Source organism: Oscillatoria salina IIICB1 (assembly GCF_020144665.1).
GTDB lineage: Bacteria > Cyanobacteriota > Cyanobacteriia > Cyanobacteriales > SIO1D9 > IIICB1.
The window spans coordinates 20,340-46,359 of sequence record NZ_JAAHBQ010000001.1 but is presented as its reverse complement, the minus strand read 5'-3'; the positions used below and the strand labels follow the sequence as shown (position 1 = coordinate 46,359).

Annotated in this window: 1 protein-coding gene; it reads right to left on the bottom strand. The window is 39.2% G+C overall.

The window, feature by feature from the left end; translation table 11 throughout:
- Window positions 1–2 precede the first annotated feature (2 nt).
- Window positions 3–26,015 (bottom strand): Ig-like domain-containing protein, encoded by a 26,013-nt coding sequence (locus G3T18_RS00095; protein ID WP_224408472.1) that lies wholly within the window; start codon window positions 26,013–26,015, stop codon window positions 3–5.
- Window positions 26,016–26,020: the final 5 nt, after the last annotated feature.

Below are 26,020 nucleotides of genomic sequence, written 5' to 3'. Positions count from 1 at the left end.
ATCTAGTCAACTGGTGACAAATCAACTTTAACAATTAAATCATTAAAATCGCGATCTCCACCAGCAGGTAAATCTTCAAAACCAAAATGATTATCTCCTAATAAACGAATGTGGTCGTAACCATCAGAATTAACTTCCATCCACGGGAAATAAACCTCAACATCTTCCAACCAAATATCGGGATTAGCTAAATTAGCATTAACCTGTTTTGCTGGGTCAAAAATAATCATCGGTGCATAAATTTCCCCAGCTTCTAACTCCCCAGAAAGAATAGTTTCAGTTTGATTACTACTAGAAATATCTAACCCTTCCACTCGATTAGCTAAAGCTGCACGAATATAACGAGATTGATTTTCTGAAGTTGCAGTAATTGTTTCACCTGTCAGAGGGTCAGTAACACTACCATCAGCTTGAACTTTATACAAGCTAACTATATTATCCACTGCTGCTTCGCGGTGAATAGTAACTTCTACTGTTAAAGAATTACTTTCACCGGATAAATCAATTACCTCTAAACCTTGCTCGTTTTGCAATTGAGTACCAATTGTGATTGGTTGTTGTTGTTGCACTTGCAAATCAACCGTCATGGCGTTCAATTCATCTGTCCAGCTAAGAATCCAACTACCGTCGGTTTGAACTTCTGTTTGGAATAATGAAGAGTTAGAAAGGATAATTTCCTCATCGCTATTGCCATTTTCCTGCATCTCTTTAAAAACAGCTTGAGTGCTATTTTCTTTCAGCAGATAGAAACCGAAACTGGTATCTTCATCTAAAGGTAAAATTCGCTCAATATCTGCCAAAGTTAAGCCATTAGGTAGATGAGAATCTGGCAACATTGAGAAAATAACTTTCGAGTTTTCTAATGCAGCTTCTTGATAACCAGATGTTCCGAGAGAAAGATTATTAATGGTTCCTTGTTCGTTGTCAACAGTAAAGACTCCAATTTCGCTTACTTGGGTGAATTGATTATTACTGTTTAAGGAGAAGAACAAATCTGCTGGTAAGTCTTCGAGGGTGAAAATACCGGAAGTTGCTTCTTCTTTTAATGTTGGTGTATCGGGAAGATTATTGACGGTAATTTCTACTGATGCTTGGGCAGTTGTGCCGCTACCATCATCAATTGTGTAGGTGAAGGTTTCGGTACCGTTGAAGTTAGCTGCTGGGGTGTAAATTAAGGTTTGATTGTCGTTACTGATGGTAATTTCTCCACCGTTATTACCTTCAGTTACAGCCGTGATTGTCAGGGTGTCTGAGTCAGGATCGCTGTCATTATTTAAGACTTCTAAGATGTTGTTTGTGCTATCTTCATTGACGGTGAAATTGTCATCTACTGCTACAGGTGGGGTGTTGGTTGTTAATTCAGGAGTAACGGTAATTTCTACTGATGCTTGGGCAGTTGTGCCGCTACCATCATCAATTGTGTAGGTGAAGGTTTCGGTACCGTTGAAGTTAGCTGCTGGGGTGTAAATTAAGGTTTGATTGTCATTGCTGATGGCAATTTCTCCACCGTTATTACCTTCAGTTACAGCCGTAATTGTCAGGGTGTCTGAGTCAGCATCGCTGTCATTATTTAAGACTTCTAAGATGTTGTTTGTGCTATCTTCATTAACGGTGAAATTGTCATCTACTGCTACAGGTGGGGTGTTAGTAACTGTATCATCTGTAAGCAAATCATCGATCTGAGCAGTTGCCTCTTCAAGAGTGATGAGGCTTTGTTCGATCAGGTTAATATTAGAAGGTAAATCAGATTTTAGGAGAGATTTAAAAGATGTGATGTCATTGAAGCTAGCTAAAACCTCATCTGTTGACAAAGCTAACAACTCATCAGGATTTTTAACTAGCTTTTGATAGATATTTTGCAGTTGAGTAGCAAGCCAATTAAACTGAGATGTAATTGTTGATATTTGGTCAGAATTTTCTAGTGAAGGTAAGATTTGTTCTTGGAGATGTTGCTCAATAATTTGTGCTGTCAGAGTAAGCAAACGTTCCTGAAGAGTTTGCTCTTGATTGACAACCGTTTGATTGAGTACAGTAGCGATTGATTGTAAAGTTTGAGCAAAAAGTGTAGAATCGTCATCGCTCTGAGAATAGAGTGCAGAGATATTGGTAAGGTTAGTGAGCAGACTATCGACAACAACATGAGCTTGATAGACAATTAAACCAAGAGGATCGCCCGATTTAGCTGCCGCGATCGCATCAAAACTGTTAAGATCGACTTCTGCGGGAATACCAAAAATTTCTTTAACTTGATTGAGTCTCGACTCAGTGCTACCACCTTCTCGAAGCGAAAGAGTAACCCCCAAAGTCGTTAGCGGTGAAGTAATTGTCGCGGTAGGTTCAGAAATCATTGGTGCAGTGATGGGAAGATTACTTTCCGTATCCAAACCACCGAGAGAAACTACTTGACCATCAGCGATCGTTAATTCTCCATCTCCATCAAGGTCATATTCTACCGGATTGAGATTAAGATCGTAAGAGCCATCAGCTTTAGTGAGAGTAAAAGGTTCATCCTCATCTAAGCTGAGGTTAAAATTGCGGTCAAAGAAAATTGTCGCACCTTCAATATAAGCTTGAGTTGACTTACCTGCAATATCGACACTATTGCTCAAGCGGAATTCATAGAAAGGATACTTCCATTTTTCATTAAGTAAAGTAATCCCAAATGCTTCAGCTACAGCCTTAAAGTAAACATACAAATCGCCGTAAAAATCAAAGATATTCGCTCCTTGTTTCTGCCAATCAGAAATGCGAATCTTGCCATCAGCGTCTTGGTTGCGTTCTTCTTTATGCTCGCCAAACTCATCTAAATCTAGATTCAGAGAAGCTCCTAAACCTCCACCAATTTCTCCAGAAGCTACTTCTATACCGAATACTTTTAGACTAGCTTCGCCTTTAGCTCCTGCTTCTAAATTCAAAAACAATTCTGGTTTATCAACAATATTTCCACTACCATAACTACTATCTGTCCAATCTTGGAGATAGAAACTATCCAGCAATTTGAGGAAATTATCGCCATGTTCTCCGGTTTCAAATTGACGTAATCCATAAGTATCAAACCCAAAGCTAAGATCGACACCAGCAAGTAAATTGCCTTCAACACCCACCGAAAGAAAATCCAAAGGTTCGGGAAGTCCTTTCTTTAATTCTGTATGTAAGAAATACTGTTGTTTTTGCGGGAAAGGTTTGAACTTAACCAGGTCAATATCTTCGCCAAAAATCAAATCTAACACCAACAAAGGATCGTCTAAAACTGGAATCGATAAACCAATATTGGCTAGTTTTTCAAACAAACCTTTTTGCGCTGGTGCTTGGTCAGTTATCTTAGCATTATCACTGTTACCTGATTGATTACTAGACTCATCTAAATCCAAAGCATTTTGGCGTTGGAGAGTTTTGTCATTAGTATCAATAGCGCTAGTATTTGCTTCTGTAGTAGTGGGATTTTGCCCGCTAGTATTAGGCTTTTGGGCAACATCACCAAAAGCTTTGGTGTATTGATCGTAAAGACCAACTATTAACTCTTCTAAGCCTTCATTATTAGCAACTTCTCGAAACTGTTTAACTAAATCGGCAAACTTAACGATTGTGGAAATCAACTGAGAAGGAGCAACTTGTTTTCCTTTTTGCAAAGAACTAAGGGCAGCACCTAAATTATTACCAGCCTCTAATAACTCTAAAACAGAAACTTTATCGTCTTTATTGGTGTCAAATAAACCGGCAATCCCAATTGATTCAAGAAATTGGGTGTCAGTATCTAATAAATCAATTACTTGGTAAACACCAGTATTGACAAAAATTTCATCTACTGAATCAATCACTGGTTTGAGTAAATCTGTGACAAAAGTGCCGAGATTTAAACTCAAATCATTAACTCCTACAGCAAAAGCTTTACCATCAGGTTTAACGTTAGTTTCTCGATTAATTAAGTTTTTGTTGACATAGCCGAATAAACCTAAGTCAAATTCTAACGAAGGAGTCGGCAAATCAGCAGGAAATCCAGTTGTAACATCAAAAGCAGTCGCAAATTGTCCAGTAACACGAGGTTGAATTTGAGCAGTATTCGTAAGCTGACTAAAGGGTACTAAAGCTTTCCGCAAAGGTTCGCCATCGGCAGCAATATAATATTCATCGAGGTTTAATTTTAAGGTACCGTTGTTATTTTGTTCGCGTACCCAGAAATTGGCTGTAGGTAGATGGACAAAATCTAAGGGAGTTCCCAAAGAATTTGTTTGGGGTTTCCCGTCGGGTCCGACAATTTTAATTAAGTCAGGTTGAGCATTTTCAAAGACGAGGGTAGGAATTGTCGGGGGTGAAACAATGTGCAGTAATTTGTCGGTTAATTTAGATCGATCGGCATTTTTGGCGCTGACAGATTTAAAACTTCCATCACTATTTTGTTCGATATTAAAATCATCTACATCATAGAGAGGAATAATTCGGTATTCGCCTTGGGTATCTGGATTATCAACATTAACTCTGATATAATCTTTGACAAGATTAACTTTCTTGAAACTACCAAAAGGACGAATTTCATAAAGAACTTCAAACGGTCCGTTGTTATAAACTGGACTATTAGGATCGTTAGGATTAGCACGTCCGGAAAGAATTTTTGTACCTAATCGATCTCCTTCTTTGCCAATTAAAGCTGTATTTTCATCAATTTTTTTAATGATGCGGATGACGAAATCATCAAAGTGAGAAGGATTATTAACGATCGCGTCATTACCGCTCTTGGATTTGAGAAATTCGCTGGAGTCGAGATTAAGAACTAAACCATTGAGATCTGCTAGTCGAATTAAGTGAGTAGCGCTATCAACTAAAGCGGAATTAGAAACAGGTTTACCTGTATTAACATCTTGAGAATTGATGATTTTGGTATGCAGAGGTAATTGTTTATTCCAAGGTTGGTTTTCACTTTCTTCTGGGTTAACTTGAGGTGTGGTATAGCCTACGTTATAGATTGTTGTTGGTGTACCAAAGGTATCTTGTTGGAGGAGAGTATAAATTTTTTCTTCGTCTGTTTTCCCTTGCTCAACTTTGTCGGAGTTAGGTAAATCTTTCGCTGCAAAGGAGGGAAGATAAACCATTTCGACATAAAAGTCTTGCAATTCGCTATTGTCAACAATGTCATCCAGAGCCAGAGAAAGATTAACTTGTTTGTGTTTATTAAAGTTTAAAGAGATGCTACTAAGGTCACTGGTAGAGTAAGTTCGCTCGGTAACGTCGTCAATTTTGATGTCAAAGGGATATTTACGATAAAAACGCAGATTAGTTTCTTTGGGTTTAGTAATGGGAACAGCTAATTCTAATCGGGCTTCGTTGTAGTCATCTCCGGCGGTTAATTCTGATAGTACCGCATCGCTAGCACCAACAAATTTACTGGCATCGGAGGGATTTTTTGCTAATTCGTTGAGGAAGCCATATTGTTCATTGAAACGCTCAAATTGTTCGTTACCATTATCCAGGGGAACAAAACCGAGGAAATTATTGGTTTGAGTGGAAATTCGGGTTATTTCATAGCTGGGTAATTCAGCAGTGGTAGAACTACCGTTAAGAATGCTAGATGGAATGAGAATACTTTCTAGCAATTGGGGTGTCGATTGACTATTGCTAGAATCGCCGAGATATAACTCAATTTTGTCGATATTGTAGGCAGTTTTCGGGCGTAAGGGTAGCCGAATTTCACCTTGAGATTTAATTGTGGCATTGGGAATTGTGATAATTCCCTCGACGTTAATTTGTCCGGGGTTACTGAGAGAAATTTGTTGATAATCCCAATCTTTGGCGTTACTGCGGTTTTCTGGTTCTCCGGTGTAACGCAATCCTCTGACTACGAGATCGGCGTTACCAATTTGATTGAGGAGATTGTCTTTTAATTCGATAATAATTTCATCGCCGTCAGAACCGAGGACAAATTCTTCGATGGATTTTTGGCTGGCGTTAAGTTGGAGAGGAAAGAGAGTAGATTGTAGTCCTAACTCTTCAAAATCGAGGTTGAGATATAATTCTAAGCCTGTGGCTGGGTTGCCGTTTTCGTCTTCTGAGGTATTGAGTTGGAATCGGTTTAGAACTCCTTGTTTTCCGGTTTCTTCGGTAACTTCGAGGTCGTATTCTGGTCCGTTTAAGGCGTTTTTAATTGTTTGGGTGATTTGTTGCCAACGACTCGGTTCTTCTGCTCCTGTTTGAACAGTTTTGTTTTCGGGATTCTTGGCTGTAATACTGGGGTTAGTAATTCTGATGGCGGGGCTGAGACTAATTTTTCCGCCTAAATAACCTTTGAGTTGACCATCTAGTTCTAAGCCGAATTCAGGTAATCCTAAATCTGCTCCTAATTCAGTGACAAAGGGGAGGAAGTTTTTCTGAAAGGTGACGTTGAGTAGTAGGGTTCCAAATTGCCAGTCGGCGTTGACAGAAAGTCCCTGAACGCCAAATAAACCTTCTTTTCCGAGTTGGTTTAGTTCTCCGCCACCAAAGGAAGCAACTAAGGCTTGAGTAACCGCAGCAGTGACATTACTAGCGTCAATTTTTTCGTTTTTCTCTAAGGATTCTTTGAATTTTTGCCCAAAGGCTTCACTAAAGTTGGGTAATTTTCCGGAAGCATCGCCAATTAGGGGAATTTCTGCTTGATTGAGGACTTGTTCGTTATCTCCTAGTGGTTCAGCAAAAGAGCTAATAATGGTGTTTTTCTCGAAGTGGGGGTCGTCAATTGTGAGAACGAGGGGAGATTCGGCGTTGTCAAATTTAACGGCGTAGAGTGGTTCGCCTTCGACATTAAGATTGACTTTTAGCGATCGCGCTATATCAATTAATTCGTCTGATGCTGCGGCAACGGTAATCTTTTGATAGCGCGACCAATTTGAGGTGTCAAAGTAAGCGCCGTCTAAGCGCGGATTGTTCGCATCGTCGTTCTGAAATACGACGGGGACATCGGGTAATTTTTGCGTAAAGACTACAGCGCGAGGATCGGCGGCGACCATTTCCTCTTGAACTCCGGCTAGTTGTTTTTGATAGGGTTTTTCGCCGCCCTGAGTGTAGAGGGCTATTTCACCGTTATTTTGCACGGCGAAGTAGGTAGCGTCGAAGTTATCGTAAGTTGGTTGGGGACTCCAAGCTTCTTTGATGCTTTCTCGGATGACGCTAACGCCACTACTACTGAAGTTAACTTGACTGACGTTGGTAGCGATCGCTTTCAGGGTTTGTCCGCGACGTACTGATAAGTTTCCGGCAATGTCTAGTTCAAATTCAAATTGTTGGGAGTCGCTGACGTTTCCTACTAATCTCAGTTGTTCGCCTTTACTGAGAGTGGTTTTGCTTCCTTGGTAGTTATAGCGGTTGAAAGAGAAAGACTCAAGGGGTGCAAATTGACTCAAGACTTCGCTATTAACTAAAGAGTCGAGACTTTGGATGCGATCGTCGAATTGATTAAATTTAATCGTTTCGGTGACATTTTTACTTTCAATTAGTACCAAACGACCATCAGGTTTAAAGCTGAGGAAACTTTTATCTCCTGCTACCGTTCGCAAAACTTCTGACTTTTCTACTTGATAAAAACCTTGACTATTCGGTTCGGTACGGAGATGATTAAGCACTAACTTAGTTTCATTAGCGCTACTGGCTTCTAAACTCAGCGCTACGCGGCGGTCTTCTGATAACCAAGCTTCACCGCGATCGAGTCTGGTTCCCGGTTGATAAATTCCTTGAATGGGCAAAGCGGTGGTAATATCAACTGCGGTTCCCTGGTTGCGATCGCTAGGATCGCTAATCTCGACTGTATCGATTTTATCGGTGTAGGAAATCAGAACTTCTTTGGTTTGTTCTAAAACACTGGTTAAAAATTGAGCATAAGTTGTAAAACGAGAACTTCCTGACTGACGTTGTAAATAACGTTCTTCAGTGACGATTCCTTGTTCGTCTTCTGGGGTTAAAACGAAAGAAAAAGGTTTTGCCCAGTTATCTTTGGTTCTGGTAATGCTAATACCTTTAATTTGCCCATTCTCGAAAATTGGGTCAACTATTTCACCAGCTTCTCGCAAGTTATCGATAATTGCTTGGGGAATAACTAATTTCTCTTGATTAAGATCGCCCAGAGCTAAATTGATCCTAAATTCTGCTTCTCCAGCTAGCAAATTAGGCTGTTCTTTGAGTTGGAATTTGAATTCGTGTTTAAGATGATCTTTCCATTGAGGCGAAAAACGCAGATGAATATATTTATCGTCAGGATCGGAAAGAGGACGCACGAGGAAGGAAGCCCCAGAAGTTTGTTGAATATCGCTGAGGTCGGCACTTTCAACAACCTTAAGTTCTCCTTTTTGGTCGGGGTCAGTATTGGCGCGATCGCCAGGAAGAATAAAGCGGAAACCGACTTTATCGTCATCCCAAATTCTGACGCTAGCACTGGTATTAAAATCGGTTAGACGATAGCTAGGTTCGGCTACATTCGGGTCAGGTAATAATTCGAGAATAACTTGTTCAAATCGTCTCGGTTCGGCACTACCATTATCCGATTTTTCGGGATTATCCGTTTTATAAACTTTCAGCAGGGGAGATCCTTGATTGCGTTCAAACTGTACTTTAAAGATCCCTTCATCGCGCTTCACCCCATTAATTAACAGTTCTCCCTCTCGGTTTAATTCTAAAGAATCTCCATTAATTGTCGAGCGTTTGTCTCCTGTTGACAGCGTAAAAGTATCGAGAGGAAAATTAGCAAACAAATTGAGTTGAGATAGCTGATTTTTGGTAATTTCTTCGATACGTTGGTCTGGGACTCCTTCAGCGATAAAGTCATCAATGGGGAAAATGACGACGTTGCCTAAATCTTGTCCGGGAGCGATCGTCACGTAATTTTCACCACTGGGTGTTAAATCAACGTAACTTTGAAAATCTTCTCCCAAGTTAGTGTCGTAATCAAAACTATTGCCTAATTGGTCTTGAATTGTGTAGGGAATACCTTTAACGCGATAGTAAATCTTTAATCCTTGGCGATCGCGCACTTGGTCTGTATCTAATTTCAAACCAAAGAAACCAATTTGTCCAGGTTCAGCCGCATCCAAAACGGTAAAGGTTTTGGCTACCGGAACGTCATTGTCGCGAATTTGCACTGAAACTGGGTCAACGGCAAATTGGTCGTAACTCGGATCTGTGGAAGCGACATCGAAATAAACAAAGCTTTCGCGAGATCCTTCATAGTAGGGATTATCTTGGGGTCTGACGGTGACTTGTTGGGGTAAATTCCAGTTAGTTTCGTCGAAGGTAAGCTCAATAGTCTGACCAAAATATTTATTGTTGAGGGATAAATCTTGGCGATCGGGGTCATCGAGTTCGACAATAAAAGGCAAGCTTAGTTCCGAGTTTCCATCATGCCAAGTAAAATTATCTTGGGCATTGACATAAGCAAAATGTTCGTTGTAATCAGTAAATGATGGTTCTCCTTGTTGCCAGTAACCATAGTCAACTGTTTCGCCGTTATCCCACTGAAGCCAGTTCTGACGATGAAGACCAATCCAGAAACCTTCAGTTACTTGGCTGCCGAAGTTTTCCACTAAGAAATCTTGTTCGGCTTGGGAGTTGATACTGACTAAGTGACCGCCTAATTCCCAGGCTCTTTGTTGGGCTTGTTGCCAAGTCATGGTTTCTTCGATGAGCGTGTAACTATGACTTGGTAAACCTGTCGCTGCGTTAGGAGTTAGACCCCGGATATTTTCTGGAGTTAAGGTAATGGTTACTTCGCCATTGGGTTGACTGGCGAGGGTTACTTCAAATTGACCATCTACACCTTCGCGAATATCTTGAAAGTTGTTGATAATTACTTCGGCTCGATCGTTGTCAGCAATTTGTACGGGAACTTTCAAGAGATCGAGGGCGTTGTACTGGTTATCTAAGCTGCTGGTGGAGATGAGAAGATTGGGAGATGTTTGTTCGGTGTTGTCGCTGAGGTCTTCAGTCGCTACTGGTCTGACAAAGATTTTTTGTTCCCAATTCAGGGTGGTAAAGTTAAAGGCTAAGTTGTCGGAACTAACGGTGGTGATACGTTCGCTGAAAAGTTGATTGGCGTTGAGAGAACCGCCGATGCGATAGGTGGGGTCGTTGGTTTCTACGTCAATCCGAATTTGCTCGAAGATGTCTTGAATGGCGGTGACACTTTGGAGAATTTCAACGCTGCTACCTTGATTGAGGACGGTTTCTTGGAGAAATTGTTGAAATTCGGGTAGAAATATATAACCCAAAGCTGCCAATAATTTCTCAGATTCAGAGAGATCGATTAAATCAATGCCATTGTCAGTAATTAATTGGAAAATTCGCTCATGTGCAATCAGAGTGTCTAATTCTGCTTTGAGTTGTGCGGTGACTTCGGGTTTGAGAAGCACTTGATAAACGCCGTCGTTGTTGTCAGTGACGCTAGCAATGAGATCGGAACGGAATTTGAGGAGATAATCGTCTCCGGAGTTGGGTAAACGAGAACTAATTTCGAGGGTTCCGTCTAAGGCGAAGTTAATTTTAAACGGATAAATTCTTTCTAGACGGAAGGTTTCGCTGTTGCTGCTGACAGTGTTGACTGTGACGTTTTTACTTGGTTGAGAAGCGAGAGAAACGGTGAAGAAACCACCATTGTCGATACCTTCGCGTAGGTCGAGTTGAGTGATTTCGCGATCGCGATTGTGACTGACTAAAGTTTGGGCTGAAGCGCGATCGCCACTGTACCATTCGACATTGATTCCGGATTCGTCGTTATCGCTAATAATCAGATCGACTGTGCGTTCGACTTCTTCTCCCAAGGCGAAATCTTCTGTTGCTAACAGTCGCAGTGTCAGACGTTCGTCACCTTCGGCGATTTGGTCATCAATGCTATAAACTTCCAGAATTTGGCTTAAATCTGCTTCTGAATTTGCTCCGGTAAAATCAAAGGTTAGTTGGTCGTTAATGTCTTGTAAGCGACCAAATTCATAACGACCGACATTGTAACTGAGGGTGACTGCATCTAAGCCTTGATTTTGATTATCTAAGAAGGCTATAGATTCTAAATTACCGATCGCTGGGAGACGTTTGGTAAGTTCGTCGCTAAAGGTGCGGTCTTGATAAGTTCCCTCTTCAGTTTGCTCGAAATAGCGGATAAATCCCGAATCAATTGCTGTTAAATCGTTACTGCGGGCGAAGACGTAAAGATCGAGAAGTCCGTCGCGATCGCTATCGACACTCCTCAAACTCAGTTCTAAATCTGCTGGTAAAATTAATTCGCTGAAAGGATTTTGATTTCCCTGAATTTCTTGCCAATTACTGGTTAAATTACTTTCCGGTTGGAACAGACGAATTGAGCCGCGATCGGTAACTAAAAGGGACGTGAGATTATTTTCAACAATAAGCTCAAAATTAGCTTGAGTAAAATCAATTCCTGGAGCAACCGTGTTATCAATTAAAGTTACTGGTTGCGTTTCTGTACCAAAAGCTTGATTATTGCTCAATTGATTTTCAAGCCAAACAATTTTTTCGCCATCATTCCAAACTAAATCGACTAAACTATCCTCATTGAGATCGATTAACTGAAATTCGCGACCATTGAGGGCAGGTTGAATATTTTTGAGGTTAATTAAAGCTTCTCGATCGCGTTGGAATTGAATCTCGGTCAGGGTAGAGTTATTGAGGAATAATTGTCCGCCATTTTTCTCGGAAAAGACGAGGAGGTCTGGTTGTGAGTCGTTGTTGAAATCAGCCGCCGCGATCGCCACGCGATCGCCAATGTAACGATTACCTGAAAGCGGGAATTGATTCGCTTTTCCTCCTTTATATAAAGTTCCTAAAGGTAGTTGGAAATCTTTTTCTGGTAAAGCTTCTTCCTCAACTAAATTTTTCCCTGCTAAAATCTCCGTGGGACTGGGTAAAGCAATTTCGACAATTCCTTTAATTTGTTCGGTTCCAGCTAATTCCCAATTTCCTTGTGCAGATAAAACATAACCTGGTTGAGTAGCAGTTTCTAAAGTATCTTCTAATTCCAGAGAATTTTGCCAACGATAAGCCAATTCATCAATTCTACCGCCACTAATCCAATTTCCATCAGCACGTAAACCAATCGCCACATTTTCTTGGTCAGCTAAATTTTCAGCCAGGAAATTATTTAACTCAGGTGTATCAATAACTGCTAAAGAACCACCATAACGTTGCGCGATCGCTTCTAATTCTGACCAGTTATCGGCGACGGGAGTTAGGAAGAAGAAACGAGTCCCGAAACGTACTCCCTGGAAACTTTCTGCTATTTCTACACCTTCGACGTTGTAATTTAAGGTCAATAAATTATCGTATAGTCGAGAAGAAACTAAACCAGAGGGACTGGGGGTAGCATAGTCAAAAACTTCGATGGGAGTTGTAACTGAGAGTTGTAAAGGATTGGTCGTGACACTGTTGAAGAAATCTAAACGATTTGATTTATTCAACTCAAAGTTAGCAACTAAATTACTATTGCTAATTGGTAAGTTTTCTGGTATAGAACTAGCCCAAGAAGCTAACTCAGTTTCAGCCGCGATCGCTCGATCCCAAACTCGAATTCCGTAAGCTAAACCTCCATAGGGTTGAAGAGAAAATTCACTCTCGATATTTTCAGGATTATCGTCCGTTATCGCTGGAGATCCGAAGAAATGAGTGAGTTTAACTGGACTAAAACTTTCTTGGGTAGCTAAAGCGATCGTCCCGACGTTAATTCCATTCAGATAGAGAACTAAACTCTTTTCCGCAACGGCGATCGTTAAACGGCTTTCATCCAAAGGTATAGCTAAACTACTAGCAACTATTTTTGTCTCACCTTGAGTCGTTTTAATCCTAACTTCTAATCGACGTTGTTCGTTAATCCAAACTTGCAGATTATCATCCTGAGATGCTAGCAGCATCCGATTAATTTGCTCGGATTCTTTTAAACGTAAATGGAATTGTAAAGAATATGTTTCCCCTAATTGCAAAGGTTTATTCAGACTCAGGTAATCTTTTTCTCCATCCAAACGTAAGACACTTTGAGGATTAGTAATTCCCAAAGCCACTCGACCTTTAAGAATACCAGTAGCGGCGGCAGCTTCGAGAATAATATTAGCTTTGTTTCCTTCTTCAATTACTCTTGTATAAGTCGGACTAGGATTCCATTTAACTCTTAAACTTGATAAAGGTTCGCTGTCATTTTCGTTAGCGAGAGCATCTAAATCTATATCGGTAAAATCGCGAATTGTCTCCGGATTAGCTAAGTTGAGGTAATCAACTGCGGCACTTTCATAACCTAACAAATAAGCGGTATCGGTAGTCAAATCTTGATTTAGTTCCGCCGTAATTACACCTTGTTGAGCGGGATCGGCATAGATATCGTTAATACCTCGTACTCCTACTAAGACTGGTTGCTGCCAATTCTTAGCGGCAAAAGTAATTTGCTGAGTAGATAATTCTATTTCTTGAGTACCTCCTAAACCTTGAGAAGCTTGCAAGTCAATGACTATTTGGCTATCTGGGTTTTGAGGTGCTGATTTGAGGCGCACATAAAGATAACTATCCCAAGTTTTCAAGTGACTTCTTAAGGGTAGATTATCTCCTGTAGCTGTGGTCAGTAGACGACCTAAATCAAAGTTGTCTTGCCGAGATGAAACTGTATCGCTAGAGTCAATTATTGCCGACCTCAGTAGGTTATAATCGGCTAATTCTTGGCTAGGATTTAGTTCGAGGCTAAAAGGTTGAGTAGTTACTTGGTCGTTAAGATCGGTTAATACTAACGTGCCAGTAATATTTTTACCTGCATAATCTGCCCTAATATTTAAAATTGCGAAACTGTCGAGGTCATCTAAGATTTGATTTCCTTCAGTTAAACCTAATTCTTCTTGACCGGAAAGACGAATTTCGATATTTTTCAGTTGTAATTCTTGCCACAGTTGGACATCGGGACTAAAGCGAATTTCTAAGCTAGGAGTAGATTTTTCGCTGGTAAAAACTGACTCAGCAGTCACCAAACTGTCTACTAATATTAGTTGGTCTAATTCGGCGTTATATTGATAGTCTCGGTCGAGTGTTAAAAGTTCTACTCCTTTGCGGTCAGCATCGCGAACAATCAATTCTCCTAATTGTTCTCCACCAGCTTTAAATCTTGTAGCTTCTGGGTCGCCATCGCCAATAATTTGTAACTCGTATTTTTGATTTCTTTCCGCGCGGTTATCATCTAGCGATCGCAAAGTAATTTGTCCTTGGCGAGATCCTTCTGGAATATAAATTCCTGAGAAAATTGTTTCACCTAATTTGATGCTAATATCCTGACCAAGGGCAAGTTGTTGTTGCTGTAAAGGTTCGCTACTATTACTATTTAATTGGGCTTGAGAGGTGGAGTTAACGTTAGCAATAGTTACATCTGGCTTAGTCCATTCACTGGTCGAATTTTCACTCAACAAGTTATTGGCAATTCTGACGTTATAAGGTTGCTGAGTAATTTCTGTTGGTAAATTCGTCTCTGGATTATTGAAACTAAATAGCTGTAAGTTTCCTAATTGAATTTGGCTACCACCATTATTGTCTGTAGCTTCGAGTAAATAGAAACGATAGGCGGTATTATTTTCGCTGATTTGATAGGTATTAACTGCATTGCGATCGGCAAAAGTTTCTTGAGTGCGAGTATCTAATTCAGTATAGTTAATGCCATCTTGAGAACCTAGTAAACGCCAACTGGTAACATCCTGAGAACGATCGCTACTATTAGCGGTAATTTGATAGCTAGTGACAATGTAGTTAGTCTCAGGAGCAAATTCTAGCTGAATCGAACCACTAGCTTGCGCGATCGCCCATTTAGCTTCCGAGGTGACTAAAGTGGATTCAGTTAGCGTTGAAATTACTTGCGGGTTACGCAAAACATAAGGAACAAAAATTCCTCCCTCTGGGGCTGGCTTATCTAAGGTAATTGCAAATACCGCAGTCGTGTTGGTTCCTTCTTCTACTTGTTGAGAATTTTCCGGTACATTAACATTAACAGTTGGCAGATCGTTATTGCGGTCTACTAATAAAAATTGTTTTTCTTCCTCACTTAAAATACTCAAGTATTCTCGTTCCGCTGGAGAAAAACCTGCTTGCCAAATTGCTTCACTTAGTGAGGATTTAGCAATCAGAATTTGGGCATCTTCTAAGCTGGTGCTGGTTCCCTGATTATTAGCTATTTCGCCACTACCTTCATCGAGGTTATACCGTGCTGCTAAAGTAGCTAAATAGGCAGAATTAAAGGGTTTCAGGTTATCCCAAAATTCGACTCGGCTTAAATAACCTGTAATTCCTCGATTGGATAAATCACCAAATTGCTCGACTTGAAGCGGGTCAACAACGCCGCTATTGTCTTCAGTTATTCTGGTGGTAAAGACTGTATTATCAGCAATAGTTTTAGTTTGACTATTGCCTTGATATTTAATCAGAAGATTGTTGCTAGCGGAACTAAAACTGCTAGTTTTACCGAAGGCGAAACGATTTTGATTATCTTGACTGCGCCACTCAACTGAAACATAAGGAATAGCAGTATTGAGAACTAAGCGATCGCCTGTAAGTTGTAAACTATTATTACCATAAATTAAGCGTGCATTATTCGAGTTAAGCTCGATTTTGTTACCCGTTGCTTTGTGAGCTAAAGTGATTTCCCAACTGAGAATTTCTTGAGCTAAAATCCCTCCAGAGAGACGACTAGCATCAATTCTCATGGTTCCTACAGCTTGATAGCTGTCAGTTTCATAATTTAACTCATAAACTCTGTTTGAAACTTTACCATCAGAAACTTTTTCACCATTGAGATAAAGAATCAGATTTTGGTTGTCTTCAATGAGAGCGATTTTGTTCCATTTATTTAGAGATAGTTGCGTGGCTTCTGAACTAACAAAATTCCAACGTTCTGTACCTTTGAAAATGCCATTTTCTAAGCGTAATTCTCCTGAGTCACTACGCAGAATTACGCCGTCAGGAGATTCTGGTTTCAGCCAAAATTGGATTGCATAGTTGCCTTGCAGTTCTAAGTTATCCGGTAGTTGCAAAGCTACATCTTTTCCGAGACGCAGAGATACGGGTTCGGCTACTTGTAAGACTCGAGAAGTATCGACTAATTTAATAATGTTTGAACCAAGAGCATCATAGAATGGATCTAAAGATGCGACAGTAATATTCGTTGTGCTTCCGGCTTTCTGGTTAGTGAGTGTAACTTTTTGAGGTCGATCCCAAGTATCGCGATCGCTACTGAAGGTTAAAGTTAAATTATTGTTGACTTTAACTTCCACATCATGAGCGGGACGACTGGTGAGAGCAATGTAAAATACTGTCGGTTCCCCTTCTTGATGGTTGAGTTTCAATTCTCCTTTGACTGGGAAACCGTACTCATCAGTAATCTGTAAACCTGCATCAAACAAGCCAGAATCAGCGATCGTTATCTGAAGGCGATCGCCACTATCATCTACAGGTAAAAGAACATATTCTTGATTAATATCTCCTTCTTGATACAGATAGCCACTGACTAAAGTATCTCCCTGATTTACCCAGTCTATAGATTTAATGCGAACATCGACGGTTTGCACCTGTTCTTGAATGGTATCTACTAGCGGTAAAATATCGATCTCGGCTGTACTTGAGCCGCTAGGTATGACTACCACATTGGCGATCGCATATTCCAAAAGATTATTGTTGTTGTCTCGCGCTTCGCCATTTTCTGGGTTGATTCGGCGGAATCTCAGTTTGTTGGTGAGGAAACCTTCATCCGCGATCGCTCCTTGTTGATATTCATCAGCTACATTTGCCGAATTTAAACTACCATATTTACCTACTAAACTTGCGTTTTCTCTCCAAAGTTTATAACGAAAACTGAGATTAGATGGATAATATTCATTAGATTCCGGCACAAACCGCAGATAACTATCTGCTCCTAAAAATAACGCATTGCTATCAGATACATTACCAATATTTCTCCAAGTTTTCCCATCAGGAGAATACTGCCAAATACCTCGATCAAACTTTTGCAATTGAGTAATTGCGATCCCAGAACGATTAGCATCAGTATTACTATTAACTTCCGCAGCAGTTGCACCCAGATAATTAATATCTTTAACTTGGGCAGTTAAAGGTAAAGGATTTTCACTACGGAGGAGAATTTCATAAGCAACTTTAACAGGCTCATCAGTAAAGTATTCAGTTTTCCCACTCTCCCAATTTTCATACAGTTTAATTTGTACTTTTCCTACTTGATTTTTATCCCATACTGTTCGAGGAGAAGTAACAGTTAATTGGGATATTTCTGAGTCAGAAATTTCTGAGTCAGGCATTAGGAGCAAGCTATTTTCTTCTGTACCTTTATGTAAAGGTTTAGTGAGCGTATTTCGATAAGCATTAACAACGCTAACATTACCATATTGATCTAGAGCGAGAGCAAAAGCGCCTTTTTCATCATTCCCCGATTCAATTAGGCTAAGTTTGTTGCCATCTTGATTAAAGAAAACTAGATTACCAAAGGAATCTAAATCTACTTTACTAATTTTCTTAGTAGCTTCTGGCGCATAAAATTGCTCAATTAAACTATCAGAAATATAGTTTAATTTCGAGATTTGAACTAAATTAGTTACTCCCGAATCCGTTAAACTAAGTTTAGTTCCTAAATCAAGATTTTCCTGGAAATAATTAGCATCATAGGAAGCTACACTGTCTTGTCCTGCATACTTGACATTAATGTTTACGTCCTTATCGGCGAAAAAATTATCAGTAAAGTGGAAATAAAATTCATAATTACCATTATTAGATCTCCAACTAATAGCATTGCCTTTAGTTAGCTTAACGTTTGTCCCATTATCGAAAATAGCTAAATTATTACCCGTGAAATCAGAATTTTTCGGTGTAAGAGTAAAGTAACTAAAGTCAGATTTATCGACGATCTTAATATCCCAATCAAGAATTTCTGCTTGAGAAATAGCGCCAGAAGTTCGGACGATAGGAATCTCAAACCAACCTTCTGCTAGATGATCGTTCACTTCTTGACTAAAGACAAAACGTTGGCGATCGCTTTTCGGGAGAACTAATTTACCTGTATCTGGAGCGATCGTGACATCAGAAATATAACCTGTAGCAGATTTTTGGAGAAGTTCTAATTTACCATCATCATCAAGAGCAAAATAAACTTCTGAACCTTCAGTTTCTTTTAAGGTAGCTAAAGTTCGATCTTGAGCATCTTTAACTACTAAATCGCCATTTTCTACAACCAGTTGAGTTGATTGTTGGTATTCTCCTTCATTCCACAGTCTTGTTGTTTCGACAATGTTATAAGGTTCAAAATTAGGGTCTAAAGTAGCAAAGTCTGAAGGTTGAGCGTTTTTGGTATCTGTCACTCCCGCATATTTAATCGCGATATCTAAATCATTCCAAAAAGTACCTGTGTCGTTTAAATTAAGTTCATAATTACCATTGTTTGCTTTCCAGTTTAATGCTCTGCCGCCAAACTCAGGTTTAAAATTAATATTTTTGCCATTGTCAACAATTTCTAAGAAGCGATCGCTATTACCAAATGGCCAATCAGTAGTTGTCGAAAGTTTGGCATTGCTAGGGGTTAACTCAAAAAACTGACCAGTAGATTTATTAATTAACTTAACCTTCCAATCTAGAGGTAAATCTACACCAAAAATGCCTGAAACTTGAGCAATAGGGATTTCTAACCAACCTTCGGCAGTATATTTATTAGTTTCTTTGCGGAAAGTATAACGGTTGCGATCGCCTTTCCCAATTACTAAATCTCCTTCAGCATCTAAATAAACTTGATATTCGCGATTTGGAGAGATAATACCAGAACTACTTAAATTTGTCGTATAAGTGCGAGCCTTACCTATACTATTAACCGCAGGATTGTAACTCCATACTTCTCCTTGAGAATTAGATAATTGCAATTTTTCTTCTGTCAACTTGAGTTCATATTCTCCAGCTTTGAGGGTTTCTCCCACATCTAAAATATCTAAGCTTTGAGAACTGCGCTGAGAAGTGAAATATACCTGATTATCGTCTCGGCTATTATTAATTTTTGGTAATTGAGTTGTTTGACTACTACCATTGAAAGTAATTTTGCGTTCAGCCGTTGCATTAAACCAGCTAGTTATCCCCAGTAAAAAGCCGTATTTACCATCGTTAGATTTAAACTCAATTTGGGGTTCTTCAAAACTACTGCCAGAGTAGCCTCTTTGTTGTATATAGATTCGATTATTTTCGATAACAAGACCATCAGTAATTAAATTTTTAGTTCTGACTATGTTACCGTTATCATCAAAATCTGTATCTTCATCGAGAAAACCATAAGTTAGAGTGGCATTCTCAGGAGTCAGAATATAACTTTCATTGTTAGAGTTATAGAGAATAACTTGCCAATCTATAATCTCATTAGGATTAATAGCTCCGGAAGTTTTATCATCTGCTAAATGGAAGTTAATTTCTGCTCGATAACTCCCAGCTTTATGAGTAGTTGTCGAATAAAATACGTTATTTGGTCCGACGGCTTTAGTGAAAGGAAGAGAAACTTGCTCTAAATCTAGGTTACTAAAGGTTGCTTCTATTGATTCTGGAATACTAAAGTATTTAGCTACATCTGGTCGCCAAATACCAAAATTACCTGTATCTGTCACAATCAAGCTAGGAAGACCTAAGCTAGTATTACCAGAAGCAATTTTACTACTCCAGAGAGTTTCCGTTTCTAATTTGGGAATCGAATTTTCTGGTTGAGGTACTCTTTCTAAACGCTCAACAACTAACTCTCCCGAAGCTTTAAGTGCTGCGCGAATTTTCGTGTTTTCATTGCTCGTATCACTGGCAATTATCTTGCCCCATTGCAACTGATTATTTTCTAGATTGCTTAGGTAGAAAATTATCGAACCAAATAAGCTAGTAACGCCAAATTCATATTTACCTGAAGGCGAAGTAATTGTCTCTCCAAGTTCCAAAATTTGTGGGAATAAATGAGTAATTTTGCCTTGGCGATCGCTAACTCCAAAAACCCCTTCATTACTGATAAATAATTGACCTTTTTCTCCTCCACCTGTAAAGATTTTTGAGACGGTATCACCCTCGCGATCGTAGAAAACTAAGTAACCATTTGTTTCCAAGCGAACTTCTGTCGCACCTAAATCTAAACCAGAAGACCAAATTTGTTTTTCTGCACTAGAGAATACTAAAACTCCATTTTGTAAGCTGAGAGAATATTCCCCATTGGGAGAGGTGAAAACATCTCCAGCTTTTAAGCGAGAGTTACTTGGTAATAACCTAATAGATTTATTGGCTGAAAGTTGATCTTTGTCTTGATAAATTTCTTCGGCTGCATTGTTGAGTAGCTTAAGTTCATAACGTAAACCAGTAATTTCATGGTCGTTAAATTTAATTTTCTCAACATTATTTGCAACTATCCGCGTCTGTTGAGTGCTTTTATGTTTAATTGTAATTCGGTTGTGTTCAAATTTTACTTCATAGTTTTCCCAGTTATCATTAATTTCTAGCACATCTGAGCCAGTGCCACCATCGATTGTAGTGAAGCTGGAGGTTGGTTGATAACGTAGGGTATCATTTCCAGCAAGAGCAGAGACAGATTTGCCACCTACGTTATTTAAGATATCGCTATTATTTGTACCTAAAAGATCGACTGCTTGTCTAGGTACATAACCACTGCTTAAATCTACCGAATCAGAGACAGGAGAAGTTGGCTCTAAATTAGTAGTATCGAGATAAATTTGACGATCAGTTTGGCTAAATTCACCTGTATAAGTATTATCCAATGCTCTGATTTTCAGGTTTCCTGGCGTCCCTGTGAATGAGAGCAGAGGTAAAAATCTGATCTTAGTTTGACGGGATAAAACTAAACTCCTTTCAGGATTAGCAATAATATCAATCCAATTTGAGCCGTTATCAACAGAATATTGCCACGATCCTTGTAGAGTTTGAGCAAAATTATCGCTAACAACTATTCCTTTAAAGCTCGCACCTAAATCAAGATCGCTAAATTGACTAGCAAAAAGACTTTCTAATGTTTGTCCAGCAGGATTACGCCAGTTTGCCGGTGTTGCGAGAGTTTTACTGTTAGCTAAACGAGGTGGATCGTTGAGTGAATTTACTTTGAGAGTGACAGTTTGTTCGGCTTCGGAAACAGCATCTCTTAAGCTTTGTTCCTGAGTTAAATTAGTGGATTTAGTTCCGGACAATCGATCGGTGTCAGAGGAAACATAGGCTCGATATTTAAGAGTAGTAGTAGTGCCATTTTTCCCATCTGGTAAGAAACGAATGTAAGCGTTTTCACTCAAACGAAGGGAAGAATTGTCGGAAACGGTACCAATATTTCGCCAAGTAGAAGTGCTTGAGAGACGATATTGCCATTGTCCATTTTGGTTATTTGCGGAGGTAATCGCAATTCCTTGGGGATCGTTGATATCTGCATCTTTAATTTTATTGGCAATTAAATCACCGACGCGGGTTCCTAAGTTATCAAGATCGTCTTCAGTAATCGCAGTTAATGATTTGTTGTTCGTAGTTTGTAGCACTGGACGATCGTTTTGGGGTTTAATTGTCGTCTGTAGAAGTTGAGTTTCCCCAGCGATCGCGGATTCATTTCCGTTTAAGCGAGAATCGATAAAGTAGCGATCGCTACCTTGGGTGAAGCCTTCGTCATAGGTTGAGTCTAAAGCTCGCACCTCTAAACCATCCACTGCACCAGAAAAATTACTCACTGGAACAAAGCGAATTTTTGTGAAGATATCTAAAGCCAGAGCATTTTCCAGATCATCGACTGTCCCAACTTTTAACCAATTCCTACCGTCATCTGTCGAATACTGCCATTCACCCTGCTCTGAGTTGTTCGGATTGGAGACAATTAAAATTCCGGATAAAGTATCTCCTGGATCGGCATCCACAAATTTATCACTGAAGAGATTGGCGATCGTTTCACCGACAATTTCTGCCGCTAGAGAATCTTCGTTAATAGCGGCTAATTCTCCAACATTATCGAAGCTAGGAGCATCATTAACATTAACTACCTCAACTCCAACAGCACTAGGTTCAAAAGCAAAATAGCTGGTTGGTTTCCATTGGTTAATGTCAATCGTTTTCTCCCCTTGAGCAGAGGTAAATCCACCCGTATAACTGTTATCCAACACTGTTACTAGCATTTGTAAAGGTTTGCCAGTAAAGTTATTTGCGGGTAAGAAACGTATTTGTGTAAAAGGATTCAGAGCCAGAGCTTCTTTGTGAGAGCGATCGTAATATTCTCCCGCTAAATTGGAGAGCCGATTATAGGTTTGGTCATTAAAGACTTCTAAAGCTTTTAACTCATCAAGAAACTTCTGCGATATTGTTCCTGCTTCCAGTAAATCTGCGAGCTGGTTGTATAAATAGTTGTTGAATTTGTATTCGTCAACTTGCGTTACTTCTACATATCTTGTTTCTTCATAAGATCGACCTAAATACGGATTGTAAACATATTCTGTTTTTCTTAAATAACTTGTACCGACAGTATTTTCCACAAAGCCGTCAATAAATTCGCGATCGGCAACATTATTTTCAATTAACTTCCTCAGTTTATCCTGCCAATTAAAATCACTGCTCCTGCCATAATAATTATTATTTAACTGCCTAATTTCATTCTGTAAATTATAAATTTCGTAACTTAATTCCTGCTTATTATCAATTTCTGTTGGTTTACGGTCAATATCTCGAAGATTGATATCTAGCCAATTCAGCCCATCTAAACTGTATTGCCATTTTCCCTGACTACTGTCCATTTCTTGACCAACTGCACCGAAGCCAACTACAGCAAATCCTTCCAAGGAAGAACCATTATCAGGATCGGCGATCGCTATCCCAAAAACTTCACTGAGATTTCTACCATTTTCGGGAGCAATATCATTTTCCTCGATCGTTTCTAAGTCTACATCTAGCTTCAGTTGAGGAGCATCATTAACAGAAGTTATCTCAATCTCAATCGTGTCAGTTTCAGGAGAAAAATTAGTATTTTCATTGTCAATTCGCGCATCAACTTGTTCTCCTGGTTCTCCTAAACCAAATCGATCCCAAGCACGATATCTTAAGCTAGCTTCACCACCATTTTCCTGGTTAGGAACAAAGCGCAAGCGATGATTTGCTCCTAACAAAAGTCCTTGTTCTTCTGATATTAAAGGTAAATCTCTCCAACCAGGAAAAATAGGAGTTTGTGAACCATCATCATTTATAGTAAATGCAAAAGGTTCAGAATCATATAAAGTATATTGCCAACTTCCATTATTATTATTAGCTTCAATGATTACTATACCTAAGTTTTCTGTATCGAGCAATTCAGAGATTTTTTTACCTTGATGAGTAGTTTCATCTTCAGTAATAGTTGGTAACTGAGGATTAGTGGGATTGAAAACTGGAGGATTTTTAGATACTTCGAGATTTTTGAATTGAGTTAAATTAACTGAACCCAAGCCAACTTCTGCATTTACTTGAAAAACTTGTTTGTCTGTTTCAGTTATAATCTCAACATCTTCAACTGGAATCACAACAGTCCAGCGATCGTCGATAACCTCGCTAGTATATTCTTTACCATTAAGGTTAACTGTAACTATTTCTCCATCCAAAGCTATAGCCGTACCTGAAATAATTAAATCTTGAGAAGATTCTCTTAAGTTGAGGCTATCATTCTCACTAATCGGATTAATAGTTAGTTGGGGATTTCTGGTATCAATACTCAAATCATTGAACGTGATACTTGTTCCTGTGTTACCTGATAAATCCCTGTAAGTCCCTGCTACTTCAACAGTTCCAGTAATTTTGCTATCTTCTTCTGGGGTAAATGTCGCCGTGTAAATGCTATCATATACTAATTCTAATTCTGCTAACTGAAGAATTGAATTATCGTATGAATCTAGACCATGATTTGCAGTTATATTTAAGCGATAATATTTATATGCTTGTTGATTAGCACTAGGAATATTGTAGCTTTTTGTCTCTAGTCTCGTGTCAAAATTCTGATTAGTTTGACTCTCTAGATTAACAAAACTTACTCCGTCATTAGAACCTTGTAATTGCCAATCTTTCGGATCTCTTGATGGTTCGTCATTGGCGGAGGTTAAATTATAGTCGGTTACGACTACTGGACTATCAAATTCATATTGTAACCAGCCTGTGTTGCTAAAAGTCAACCATTTGGTGCTTGAACTTTGATCGAAGGCTTCTTCTTTTCCCTCTTGAGAGGCGTTTTCTCCTGATGCGGTAATTGTACCTCCAATCCCACCAGTTAAGTTGGAAATTGTTCCGCCTGTTACCGTGATGTCATTAAGATCGAAATCGGTAATTTTTTCAGAAAAAGTAAAGGTTATTGTTGCGGTTTCTCCACTGCTTAATTCACTCTTATCTGAAGTGATGACTAAAGTAGGTGCTGTCTCGTCTGTGTCGATGTCAATGGTGATACTCTGAGACGTTCCTGGATTTCCTAAGAGGTCAAAATAATCGCTTCCTACTTGAATAGTTCCAGTAATTTTGCTATTTTCTTCTGGAGTAAATGTGGCGGTGTAGATTTGATTATCGCTGGTTGAAACTGTTCCTAATGTGCCCCCAGTTACGGTGATATCGCTACTGTCAAATTCGCTAACTTCTTCGGAGAAAGTAAAGGTTATTGTTGCGGTTTCTCCACTGCTTAATTCACTCTTATCTGACGTTATTGTCAGAGTTGGTGCTGTCTCGTCTATTTCGTCTGTGTCGATGTCAATGGTGATACTCTGAGACGTTCCTGGATTTCCTGAGAGGTCAAAATAATCGCTTCCTACTTGAATATTGGCTGTGGTTTGGCTATCTTCTTCTGGAGTAAATGTGGCGGTGTAGATGCTATCATATTCTAATTGTAATTCTGCTAACTGAAGAGTTGCATCACCGTATGAATCTAGACCATGATTTGCAGTTATATTTAAGCGATAATATTGATACGCTTGTTGATTAGTACTAGGAATATGGAAGCTTTTTGTTTCTAGTCTGGTGTCAAAATTCTGATTAGTTTGACTCTCTAGATTGACAAAATTTACGCCATCATTAGAACCTTGTAATTGCCAATCTTTCGGATCTCTTGCTGGTTCGTCATTGGCGGAGGTTAAATGATAGTCTGTTACGACTGCTGGAGTTTCAAATTCATATTGTAACCAGCCTGTGTTGCTAAAAGTCAACCATTTCGTATTTGAATTTCGATCGAATGCTTCTTCTTTTCCCTCTCCAGCTAGGGCATTTTCTCCTGATGCGGTAATTGTACCTCCAATCCCAGTTAAGTTGGAAATTGTTCCGCCTGTTACGGTGATATCATTAAGATCGAAATCGGTAATTTCTTTCGAGAAAGTAAAGGTTATTGTTGCGGTTTCTCCACTATTTAATTCACTTCGATCTGAAGTAATATTTACACTAGGAGCAATAGAGGAATCTTGCAGTGAGTTATAGCGATGTAAAGTTTGTGTAGATGATAAAGTGTTACTTGACCAAAAACTTAATAGATCTAAATGTCCGGCTGATTGTTCAGTTCCTTGAAGTGTGTCTTCTATAAAAATATTTAATCCGTCACTGGCATTAATAACGGCGAGATTACTGCTGTCATTAAATGAAAAAATTTGTTGACCATTCAAATAAGCTACTACGGTGTTATCGTTGGAACGGGTTAAGATGAGATGGTTATATTCACCAGAATTGACAGTTCCGCCTGTAGCACCACTAACGTTATAAAATCTTATTTGTTGGTTATATACATATAATCCTGTATCTTGAGTTCTGCCTGCAAAATCGAGTATTTTACGATAGCCGTTAGTTTCATCAAATTTAAATATTAGTTCTAAAGAGTAGCTTGTTGTTCCAGAGCTTGGCAAGTGTAACCCTTCACCTTTGAGGAATCTATATACATTGTCTTGACCTCGGTTAATTCCTCCAGTAATTGTGTCGGTTTGCTCGCTGCCGTTTAGGGCGGTATTGATTCTATTTAAGGAAGACAAAAAATTACTGTCTATATTCAAGTTTGGATTAATGATTTCCATAATTT